This is a genomic window from Nostoc sp. CCY0012, assembly GCF_963920855.1.
GTDB lineage: Bacteria > Cyanobacteriota > Cyanobacteriia > Cyanobacteriales > Nostocaceae > Cyanocohniella.
In genome coordinates, this window is the sequence record NZ_CAWUDM010000008.1 from 89,733 (window position 1) to 100,322 (window position 10,590).

General features: G+C 41.0%; 13 protein-coding genes. 7 read left to right on the plus strand and 6 right to left on the minus strand.

What is annotated here, in order from left to right; all coding sequences use genetic code 11:
* Positions 1-163: 163 nt before the first annotated feature.
* A complete protein-coding gene (locus ACM0OS_RS03720) occupies positions 164-1,120 on the plus strand; it encodes a DUF4351 domain-containing protein (RefSeq protein WP_414541806.1) in 957 nt (318 codons plus the stop codon).
* A gap of 97 nt (positions 1,121-1,217) precedes the next feature.
* On the opposite strand, the gene atpC is transcribed toward ACM0OS_RS03720, so the two are convergent.
* From atpC to ACM0OS_RS03740, 4 genes are all read right to left on the minus strand, one after another.
* Positions 1,218-1,631, minus strand: coding sequence for an ATP synthase F1 subunit epsilon (atpC, locus tag ACM0OS_RS03725; RefSeq protein ID WP_414541807.1), 414 nt, complete (start codon positions 1,629-1,631; stop codon positions 1,218-1,220).
* Positions 1,632-1,752: 121 nt separating this feature from the next.
* Positions 1,753-3,201 (minus strand): F0F1 ATP synthase subunit beta, encoded by a 1,449-nt coding sequence (gene atpD / locus ACM0OS_RS03730; RefSeq protein WP_414541808.1) that lies wholly within the window; start codon positions 3,199-3,201, stop codon positions 1,753-1,755.
* A gap of 247 nt (positions 3,202-3,448) precedes the next feature.
* Complete coding sequence (locus ACM0OS_RS03735; RefSeq protein ID WP_414541809.1) at positions 3,449-4,174, minus strand: PEP-CTERM sorting domain-containing protein; 726 nt, start codon at positions 4,172-4,174, stop codon at positions 3,449-3,451.
* Between the two features lie 441 nt (positions 4,175-4,615).
* On the minus strand, positions 4,616-4,696 hold the full coding sequence (locus tag ACM0OS_RS03740) for a hypothetical protein (RefSeq protein ID WP_414541823.1): 81 nt from the start codon (positions 4,694-4,696) through the stop codon (positions 4,616-4,618).
* Here ACM0OS_RS03740 and ACM0OS_RS03745 point away from each other — a divergent pair.
* Complete coding sequence (locus ACM0OS_RS03745) at positions 4,665-4,874, plus strand: hypothetical protein (RefSeq protein WP_414541810.1); 210 nt, start codon at positions 4,665-4,667, stop codon at positions 4,872-4,874. The two genes, ACM0OS_RS03740 and ACM0OS_RS03745, sit on opposite strands and share 32 nt — an antisense overlap.
* Positions 4,875-5,023: 149 nt before the next feature.
* Here ACM0OS_RS03745 and ACM0OS_RS03750 read toward each other — a convergent pair whose 3' ends face one another.
* A complete protein-coding gene (locus tag ACM0OS_RS03750) occupies positions 5,024-5,224 on the minus strand; it encodes a hypothetical protein (RefSeq protein WP_414541811.1) in 201 nt (66 codons plus the stop codon).
* 238 nt (positions 5,225-5,462) lie between these two features.
* Here ACM0OS_RS03750 and ACM0OS_RS03755 point away from each other — a divergent pair, with 238 nt between their 5' ends.
* The 3 genes from ACM0OS_RS03755 (at position 5,463) to ACM0OS_RS03765 (ending at position 8,524) form a co-directional block, all read left to right on the plus strand.
* On the plus strand, positions 5,463-7,622 hold the full coding sequence (locus ACM0OS_RS03755) for a Tex family protein (protein ID WP_414541812.1): 2,160 nt from the start codon (positions 5,463-5,465) through the stop codon (positions 7,620-7,622).
* 232 nt (positions 7,623-7,854) lie between these two features.
* The gene (locus ACM0OS_RS03760) at positions 7,855-8,253 is read left to right on the plus strand and encodes a phage holin family protein (protein ID WP_414541813.1); all 399 of its coding nucleotides are present in this window, start codon (positions 7,855-7,857) and stop codon (positions 8,251-8,253) included.
* Positions 8,254-8,332: 79 nt separating this feature from the next.
* Complete coding sequence (locus ACM0OS_RS03765; RefSeq protein WP_414541814.1) at positions 8,333-8,524, plus strand: YqaE/Pmp3 family membrane protein; 192 nt, start codon at positions 8,333-8,335, stop codon at positions 8,522-8,524.
* 151 nt (positions 8,525-8,675) lie between these two features.
* On the opposite strand, the gene ACM0OS_RS03770 is transcribed toward ACM0OS_RS03765, so the two are convergent.
* Positions 8,676-9,476 carry a histidine kinase gene (locus ACM0OS_RS03770; RefSeq protein WP_414541815.1) on the minus strand — a complete coding sequence of 267 codons (801 nt, stop codon included), beginning with the start codon at positions 9,474-9,476 and terminating at the stop codon, positions 8,676-8,678.
* 293 nt (positions 9,477-9,769) lie between these two features.
* Between ACM0OS_RS03770 and ACM0OS_RS03775 the strand changes: the two genes are divergently transcribed.
* Together ACM0OS_RS03775 and petJ are read left to right on the plus strand one after the other, a co-directional pair.
* On the plus strand, positions 9,770-9,994 hold the full coding sequence (locus ACM0OS_RS03775) for a hypothetical protein (RefSeq protein ID WP_414541816.1): 225 nt from the start codon (positions 9,770-9,772) through the stop codon (positions 9,992-9,994).
* A gap of 47 nt (positions 9,995-10,041) precedes the next feature.
* Positions 10,042-10,377, plus strand: a complete 336-nt coding sequence (gene petJ, locus ACM0OS_RS03780; RefSeq protein ID WP_414541817.1) for a cytochrome c6 PetJ — start codon at positions 10,042-10,044, stop codon at positions 10,375-10,377.
* The last annotated feature ends 213 nt before the right edge of the window (positions 10,378-10,590 follow it).

Genomic DNA, 10,590 nt, shown 5'->3' on the forward strand with positions numbered 1-10,590 from the left:
ATTCTCTTTAGAGAATTTTATCATCAAGCGATCGCTCACTTTATAGTGGCGTGGCATGGCAAGGTAAGGCTAAAAAGCAGTATTAGAAAATGTTCGTAGCCAGACAAAACAGCACTAACGCAATCACATTTTATGATGAAGAACATGAACAAACAATTAACTAATGACCGAGAAACAACAAAGAGCAGATCATGATTCACCTTGGAAAGAAATTTTAGAAGCATACTTTCCCCAAGCCATGCAGTTTTTCTTCCCCCAAACCGCTGCACTCATCGATTGGGAACGTCCTCATCAGTTTCTCGACAAAGAATTTCAACAAATTTCTAGAGAAGCAGAACAAGGACGAAGATATGCAGATAAATTAGTCAAAGTCTGGCTGCTGCAAGGCGAGGAAATTTGGTTATTGATTCATATAGAAATCCAAGCCAAACCAGAAGATAACTTTGCCGAGCGGATCTTTACTTATAGTTTGCGGATTTTTGATAAATTTGGCAAACCCGCCGTTAGCCTCGCCATTTTGTGTGATGCAGATTCAACTTGGCGACCAAATCAATATAGTTACGATTATCCTGATTGTGGTCTGAATTTTCGATTTGGAACTGTCAAACTGCTGGATTATCAACATCGCTGGAGTGAATTAGAAGCAAGTGACAATCCCTTTGCCACAGTGGTGATGGCACATTTAAAGACGCAGCAAACTAAGAAAAAACCAGGAGAAAGGAAAACTTGGAAATTTAGTTTAATTCGACGATTGTATGAACAAGGTTGGCAAGAAAAAGATATTCGTAATCTCTATCGATTTATTGATTGGGTTATGATTTTACCAAAAGCATTAGAAGCAGAATTTTGGCAAGAGTTTAAACAATTTGAGCAGGAGCGTAGCATGAGTTACATTACCACAGGTGAGCGCATTGGCTACGAACGAGGTAAACAAGAGGGACAACTCAAGCAAGCACAAGCATTGGTACTACGACAACTACAAAAACGAGTGGGAGATTTCCCCCCAGAAGTTCGAGAACAAATTCAAACTTTGTCCCTAGAACAGTTGGAAGCATTGGGTGAGGCTCTATTAGATTTTAGGTCGAATGCTGACTTACTCAACTGGCTAGAAGCAAATTAATGCGATCGCTTATTTGACTCTGAATTTTTTAATGCTGGTAAAAAAATTAGGGTAAGCTATCAGCTCACCCTAGTCTTTGATATTTGATGGTCAATTTTTAGACCAAACCGCCAGCTGCTTGAAACCGAGCGCGGGCGCGTTTAAAGGCTTGATTTGCCTGGATTTGTGCTTGGCGATCGCCTGCTGGCACTTGATTCAGACGTGTTTGAGCTTGGTTATAAGCTGTACGAGCATCTTCAAGTTTAATCGTGTCGCCACGTTCAGCACCATTAACCAGAATTGTCACTTCATCTTCTTCGACTTCAGCAAAACCGCCCAATAAAGCGATCGCTTGCCAATTGTCATTTTTGCTAGCACGGACGCGCATCACACCTGTATCTAAAGCCGTCAACAGAGGTGCGTGTCCACTTAAGATGCCCAACTGACCAGTAGTACTAGGTAGAACCACTTCTTCAGCTACAGCATCCCATACTGTCTTATCTGGGGAAACTACACGAACAGTTAAAGGCATATTGCTTAATTTCTCATTGGTGACTACTTAATAACAAGTAATCCATAACCCGTAATCAGAAACATAATTACGTACAGCCTGGCGGCATCCGTAGGCTCTATTACGAATTACGCATTACGAATTAACCCTTCAGCTTTTCAGCTTTGGCGATCGCTTCGTTGATGTCGCCCACCAAGTAGAAAGCCTGTTCTGGTAGTTCATCCAATTCACCAGATAAAATCATTTGGAAGCCCTTGATGGTATCTTCCAACTTCACATACTTACCAGGAGAACCAGTGAATACTTCAGCTACAAAGAATGGCTGAGATAAGAAACGCTCAACCTTCCGCGCCCGTGCTACGATCAGACGGTCTTCTTCAGACAATTCATCTAGACCCAGAATGGCGATGATGTCTTGAAGTTCTTTGTAACGTTGCAGGGTTGACTGCACAGCACGAGCAGTACTGTAGTGTTCGTCACCTACAATCTCCGGCTGCAACATGGTGGAGGTAGAACCCAATGGATCAACTGCGGGATAAATCCCCTTAGCTGCTAAACCACGTGACAGTACTGTGGTTCCATCCAAGTGAGCAAAGGTGGTTGCAGGTGCGGGGTCAGTTAAGTCGTCCGCAGGTACGTATACTGCTTGAATCGAGGTGATTGAACCCTCTGTGGTCGAGGTGATTCGTTCTTGTAATGCACCTACGTCGGTTCCCAATGTTGGCTGGTATCCTACCGCTGAAGGCATCCGACCCAACAGCGCCGATACTTCAGAACCTGCTTGTACAAACCGGAAGATGTTGTCAATAAACAGCAGTACGTCTTGCTTGTTAACATCACGGAAGTATTCTGCCATAGTCAAGCCTGACAGGCCAACCCGCATTCTCGCTCCAGGTGGCTCGTTCATTTGACCATAAACTAGAGCAATTTTTGATTCGTTGAGGTTATCTTTGTTGATTACCCCAGATTCAATCATTTCGTTGTAGAGGTCATTTCCCTCACGGGTACGCTCACCCACACCAGCAAATACAGACACGCCACCGTGCTGGGTCGCTATGTTGTTAATCAACTCCATCATGATTACGGTCTTACCGACGCCTGCGCCGCCGAATAGACCAATCTTACCACCACGACGATAGGGAGTCAGGAGGTCAACAACTTTAATCCCAGTTTCAAACACCGAAGGTTTGGTTTCCAGTTCAGTGAATTTGGGAGAAGGACGGTGGATGGGTAAGGTGTCCTGAGAACTGACAGGGCCTTGATTGTCTACAGGTTCACCCAGGACGTTAAAAATCCGGCCCAAGGTAACTTTACCGACTGGTACGCTGATGGCAGCACCTGTATCAACAACTTCCAGACCACGGACTAAGCCATCAGTGGAACTCATTGCAACAGCTCGCACCTGGTTGTCGCCCAGAAGCTGTTGTACTTCAACAGTGAGGTTGATTTCCTGTCCAGCTTCGTTAGTGCCTTTGATGGTCAAAGCGTTGTAGATTTGTGGCAGTTTACCGCCGGGAAATTTAACGTCTACAACTGGACCGATGATTTGGGTAATGTAGCCAATGTTTGTTTTTTCTGCTGTGGTGACCATGCTGAGCCTAATAATTGAAGCTATATTTCAGATAGGGTCTTGGAAGACATAAGATTATGCAATGTCATCTTTCACTCTAGCACCGGAAGGGGACACAACTACCTTAGTAATTCCTTAAAAAAAGGAGTGGGGTGATATGTGATTTTTCCTTAGGCGATCAGATCTACGGGCATAACTATAGCTTCCGGCACACTAACATAAACGCTTACTGCTGTCAGGAACCTCAACCTAAAGGTGTGAGGCTTGCTCATAGAAATCTAGCAAGCCATTCTGACCAGCTTAAGTACCCTGGTACTCCGTTTTTTGAATGATATTTTTTCCGTGCAGTAGTAGCACCAACAGCACCTAACGCTAAGATACCCAACATTGCAGTTGGTTCAGGTACAGCTTGAATCACAATGGGGATGGCAGAACCTATGGTGATATTGTCAAAACCAATTTGATCAGGTATACCTTGGAGTTCAACTGATTTTGCTATCCCGGAAAATGATACACCGATTGGCACTAATGGACTATAGTCACCAGTGGGATCAGGTGCTTGGTTAAATGGTGTGATTGCTAATTCTAAAGTCGCAAGTATATTTCCACTGGCATTGAGTCCGTCATATACTGTGACAAGTCCGGGGAATCTAGGTAATAAAGATGTGTAAAAAAATGAAAACCCAGTGTCAAATCCATTGAGTGCGTTGAAAATTACACCAGATCCTTCTTGAAAGAATAAAATTGTCTCTGGGCTAGGTTCACCACCAAAATTACCTGTACCACCAGCGTCAGTATCAACTAGAGCTAGGGCGTTGGGAGAGAAAGTTATACCAAAGTTATTAGGTGCTTGATTGTAGAAGTTCCCCACAGGATTAAGCTGGCCAATTCCTTCAAAATCAAGCACAATTGTTGCTGCTTCTGCCTTGCCTAACGCTAATGTAGTTAAAGCAAAAAATGTGGCTCCAGCACTAGCTAGGAATAGTTTTTTCATTACCGTCGCAGTTGTCATGAAAGTAATGTACTGAAGTTCTGGCGTTAGTCTTGTCAGCAGTCTAAATTATCATTATTTAGATGTCTTCGATTATTTTAGTAAAATTACGTACAGACAGCCAGGGTTATCGGTGAGAGCCGGATATAGACTCAAGACTGCTTAATTAAGATAATATGGTTCTTGATATTAATACGTATATTTTATAAAAAAATCACATTTTAAAGCACAATTTACATTCCTAAAAATATGACCTTTAGGGGAATTATGCAGTATTTGTAATGGAAAAGGTTAAATAGATGGTTGTCTATTTCGACTATTTTTAGACAAACTACTGGCACTTGGGCCTTTTTTTGTATAATACTGTCTTAGTCCATGCATTAAGTGAGTTGGTGAGCTGTATAGTTGCTAAAGGACAGATCACCATCATCTCAAATGCAGGTATTAAATTAATTTAGCTGCGGCTTGTTGTTTTCGTTTGCAGAGTGAGGTAATGCCGAAGACACCTAAGCCTAAAATAGCAATGAGAGAAGTTGGTTCAGGAACTGTCTGGCTTATTGGCTGGGGAGCATGGAGGTTGGATATGACAGCAAAAGAAGGAGCCGAAACACGATCAACTGTCTCAATGGCAAAGCCGAAAATATCTCCTTTGATGCTGTTGATACTAACGGGAGTTTCTCAAGCTTGTGAAGTTGCTGTTTAATAAATTCACACAAACTGGACTTTTACCAAGAGCTACTGTGTCGGTGAAAAGGGAGAAGCGTTACACCCTCCACTCAAGAAAGCTAATCACAACATCTACCAAAGGCTAGATTTTACATTGCTCACAGGAAGAATCAACTCGTGAACATCCTAATGTAAAAATCTGTTGGTGCTAACCAGCACAAGAATTAACAGCACTAACTGAAATTGCCAAGGTGCTAAAACTAAACTCAATATCAAACTGATAACCGTAAATAATCCTGTAAGATAGGCTATTTCGTCATTACACTTTTTCGCTACATACCCGGTTACTAAACCAGTACATAGCGGAATTAAAAAAGAAAAATGCATTTTCACTATCCTCGTAACTAAACTGTAATATTTGATAAAAGTAGATTGAAACTGTTGTGATAAGTTTGGTTAATTTTACAACTAAGGGTATTTTTGTCAAAATTATCTAGAGAAATAAATAGCTGAGAAAGTTGAAATTACCTAATTGTCAAGTCAATAAGTGAATCTTTGGTGCCATTGTTGAGAGAACGATCTAGCATATTACATCTAGGAGTACCTTTTTGATATTACACACCCGATGCTGAACATTCCCCAATTACTGGCGACTGAATTAGACCTCAAACCTTATCAGGTACAAAATGCACTGGAACTTTTGGCGGAGGGGGCGACAGTTCCGTTTATTGCACGTTACCGCAAAGAACGCACTGGTGAGATGAATGAAGTGCAACTGCGGGATTTGTTTGAGCGATATAGTTATTTAACCGAATTAGAGGAGCGAAAATCGGTGATTTTAAATGCGATCGCCGAACAAGATAAACTAACAGATGACCTGAAAGCCAAAATTACCGCTTGTTTACAAAAAACTGAACTTGAGGATTTATATCTACCTTATCGACCCAAGCGACGCACCCGCGCCACTATTGCTAGAGAAAAAGGACTGGAACCACTAGCAGAGTTTATCAAGTCGCTGAATGTCAAGAATGGCGTTATAGCATCACTGGAAGCAGAAGCAGCGAAGTATGTTGCGGAAACTCAGGAAGTGAAAACACCCCAAGAGGCGTTGAAAGGTGCTGCGGATATTTTAGCGGAAGAGGTAGCAGAAAAAGCCGAGCTACGGGCATATCTGCGTGATTACCTGTTAGCAGAGGGAGTCTTTGTTTCCCGCATTAAAAATGATTATCCCGAAGGTACAACTAAGTTTGAAATGTACCGCAACTATCAAATTCAGGTGAGAAATATTGCACCCCATAATATGTTGGCGTTGTGTCGGGGTGATGCTGAGGGAATCTTAAACTATGAAATTGCTTTTGACGAAGATTTGGTACTTTCTTATCTAGAATCAAAAGAAATTCAGACAAAAGTTCGCGTAATCCGCGATTTTTATCAGGCGATGCTGAAAGATGCATTTAATCGGCTGATGAAGACTTCTATCGTGGGTGAAGTGATTTCTTTAAAGAAAACTCATGCTGATATTGAGTCAATTAAGACCTTTGAAGCGAATCTCCGCGAATTGTTACTATCTGCGCCAGCGGGGATGAAACCGACTCTAGCTATAGACCCAGGGTTTAGAACTGGGTGTAAAGTTGTAGTACTTGACCAAACAGGACAATTTTTAGAATATCAGGCGGTGTTTCCACATCAAGCTGCTGAACAACGCGCCAAAGCAGCCCAAACTATTAAAACTTTAATTGAAAAATATCAAATTGAGTTGATTGCCATTGGTAACGGTACAGCTTCCCGCGAGACAGATGAGTTTATCACCCAAGTATTACAAGCCATCGACCGTCAACCGATTAAAGTCATGGTAAATGAATCTGGGGCATCAATATATTCTGCTAGTAAAGTCGCACTCGCAGAGTTTCCCGAATTGGATATTACCGTACGTGGCGCCATTAGTATCGGTCGCCGTTTGCAAGACCCACTAGCGGAACTAGTGAAAATTGATCCTAAGTCTATCGGTGTGGGACAATATCAGCACGACGTTGATCAAAAGTTGCTGAAAAAGAAACTAGATGACACCGTAGAAAGTTGCGTTAACTACGTTGGTGTAGACTTAAACACCGCTTCCAAGGAATTGTTAACTTTTGTTTCAGGAATTACCGCCACAGTTGCTAATAATATTGTTGCTTATCGCAACCAGCATGGAGCCTTTAAAAATCGTCGCCAACTATTGAAGGTGACAAAGTTGGGGCCAAAAGCCTTTGAACAAGCTGCGGGTTTTCTGCGAATTCGTGGGGGAGATAACCCCTTAGATAATACCGCAGTCCATCCAGAAAGTTATTCAGTGGTGCAGGCGATCGCAGCTGATTTGGATGTACCTTTAAATCAAGTGACCCAAATTGCTGCACAACTCAAAAAGACCAACTTGAAGAAATACGTCACCGATAGCGTTGGTGAACCGACACTGCGAGATATTATCAGCGAACTCGATAAACCCGGTAGAGACCCCCGTGCAGAATTTAAGTATGCCACTTTTAGAGAAGGCATTAAGGAAATCACCGATTTACAAGTGGGAATGGATTTAGAGGGGATTGTCACAAATGTTGCTAACTTCGGTGCGTTTGTAGATATTGGCGTACATCAAGATGGTTTAGTACATATTTCTCAACTGGCTGACAGGTTTGTAGATGACCCCAAAAAAATTGTCAAAGTAGGACAAGTTGTGCAAGTCCGGGTGTTAGAAGTTAATGAAAAATTAAAGAGAATTAGTTTATCGATGAAAGCAGTCAAACAATAGCGTAGGTGGGGAGTGGGGAGTGGGAAACTCAGGGTCCCTCTGGGGATAAGGGGTAATGGGGAGTGGGAAAAACCTTTTATTTAGCGGGGAGATACTGCTATAAGTTTTTTCTATAATCAGCCTAATGGTAGAAGCTAAATCTATCGGAAAAAAGATGTAAAAGTCGAGAATATTGTTCAAGATAGTAATTAAGATTCGCGTACACTCTATCTTTTATTTTTAGGTAAAAAAAATGTGGGGAACACTTTTAACTATCATAGCTACAGCACTAAGCTTACTAATTGTCGATTTAGTGGTTCCAGGAGTTAACCTAGCTAATTTTCCGGCGGCTTTGATTGCTGGTTTCGCAATTGGACTGATTAATAGTTCAGTGAAGCCAGTGCTTTCTACTCTTTCATTGCCACTGAATTTTGTTTCATTAGGTGCCTTTTCACTAATCGTCAATGGTTTCTGTTTCTGGTTAGCAGCGTTGCTAGTACCTGGGTTCGCAGTCCGAGGAATTATTGCGTTTATTCTAGGTCCAGTGATTCTATCTTTTGCTAGCACCTTCATCAACAATTATTTTGCTGCAAGAAATCCTGCTTTAAGCAGTAGTGATGTCAATACCCAAGGTGAATTACCTTCTAGCTAGATAAGTAATCGCATCCAATAGCTGAATTACGACAATTCAGTATCTTCATTAGCAACTCATCAAACACAAGCACCAAATCATGAAAATAGTTCGTTTTCTTCTAGGTTTAGTATTGCCTCCTTTAGGCGTTTTCCTGACAGTGGGTGTAGGCCCAACTTTGTTAATTAATGTTTTGCTGACACTTTTAGGTTGGCTTCCCGGTAGTATTCATGCCGTTTGGGTTATTGCCAAGCACGAAGAACAAATGAGTACAGGCAGAGGTACTTACTAGGTTTTTTTGGTAGAGATGTAGCAGTGCTATTTCTCTACCATGATTTTTTCCATAGATAAAGCAAAATAGGGTGGTAATTACCTACCCTATTATTTTAATATTTGACAACTCTGGAAACCATTTTATGTACATTTATGGTTAAAATAGCGCGCTATTTCTTCGTAAGTTGTTCATCTTTATCAGCAAGTTCTTTATCTTTAAATAAGTCAGCTGCTGATAACAGTAATTCCCTGAGAGTTTGTTTGATTTGGCGCTCCTTATAAGCTAGAGATGAACCTGCTTCTCCTAGTTTATCTTCTAACTGCGATCGCTTCTCTTCTACTTGTGTAGCTAAAACTTCGGCTTGGGGACGGGCTTGATTATACCAGTTTTTTGCTTCATCTATATAATCTTTAACTTCCTCAGAGCGTCCGCCATACCGTGCAGCTAAATTAGCGCGAACAATAGCTAGTTGTGCTTGCAGTTGTGCATAGCGTTTCTTTAATAAAGATACTTCTTCACTATCTTTGATGGCATTAACCGCAGAGTCAATAGCAATTTTAGTTTCAGCAGTTTTATCTTTACCTGTATCTTCAATTTCTGCTAAAATTCCATCAACTTCTTGCTGAATTTGTTCTTCTTCATTGTCTAATTGAGCTTGTAGCCTTTTGACTTCTGCTTGGGTTTTCACAATAGCTTCATGTCTTTTACTGTTAACTCCTTCTAGTGCGCCTTCAATAGAAGCTGTCACGTCTTCTTTAATTTCTGTACTTTTGTCTTGGAGATTTTCAATGACAGCAGAAACAGCATCTTTGACAAGTAAACGAATTTCTTTTGAGCCTGTTTTAAATTCTGAACTTACCTGAGAAACAGCAGATTTGACAATCTCCCGAATTCTTTCGGTTCTTAATTGTCCAGTTTCTTGAACTTGTTTGAGGTCAGTTTGGATTTTTTCTTTGATGTTGTTAGACATATTGAAGCATTCCTAATTTTTATTAGGTATTGTGTTACATCTATATTATGAAATGTATTTTCAGGATTGGGTACTTCCTTTAGATATAAATTGTGCGCTAGTAAAAGCTGCAATCATTATTTTTTAAACAAACCCCAGAGGCGTAGAGGACACACAGAGGCGATTCATTCGGTAAGTTTTTTGATTGACTGTTCCCCGTTTGCTTTTTCTTCCTCTCTCCCCACACATAGTTTGTAAGTATTTACCTATTTATGGGATGATAAGTAATGAGTTATTAGTCAATCAATTTCGTTATGTGGCGCGTAAATGTTACTTGTTCTGGTGATGCCTGGAAACAATATGGGGCTGATTTTAAAAAGATGGCCGATCAGTATCCATGCGAGTGTATTTCTTCTAAAAAAATGCCCGATGAAACACGGATTATGGCATATAAAATAGAAGATATCAGCGATGCTGAGACGTTTCAAGAAAATTGTGCCAAATATACGGGATTTATCACTGACTTTGAATCTTTGTAGGATGGGCTGCAATGTCACTAAGCTAATTCAGTATCCGGGGTATGTGAATGAAAAGACCATTAACAGTATTATTAGTAACAATTTTGTTATTTTTTAGTAATTTTACATTGCCTGCGATCGCCTCAGATACCAGTAATGGTGCAGAAGTGTTTAGTGTTCATTGTGCGGGGTGTCATATCAATGGCGGTAACATCATCAGGCGGGGTAAAAACTTGCACAAGAAAGCCCTCCAGAAATATGGTATGGATTCCGTCGAGGCGATCGCATCCATAGTCACTAATGGTAAAAATAATATGTCAGCCTACAAAGACCGTCTCACATCACAGCAAATAGAAGCTGTTGCTGTTTATGTTCTTGAACAAGCCGACACTGGTTGGCATTAGATAATTGAAAATTAAAAATATGGCCTTATCAAACGCAAGTCGTCTGATTGGCGATTTTGGCGACGAATATCGACGATAATCGAGCTTTACAGGAGCAGTTACTAGTATGCAATCTAGCACTACCCCCAAAACCATCTTAGTTGCAGGCAATCTCCGAAAGCTTAACGGGTGACAAGAAGGCTAAACAGCTTGTTTAATAAGGGATAGAGCCTG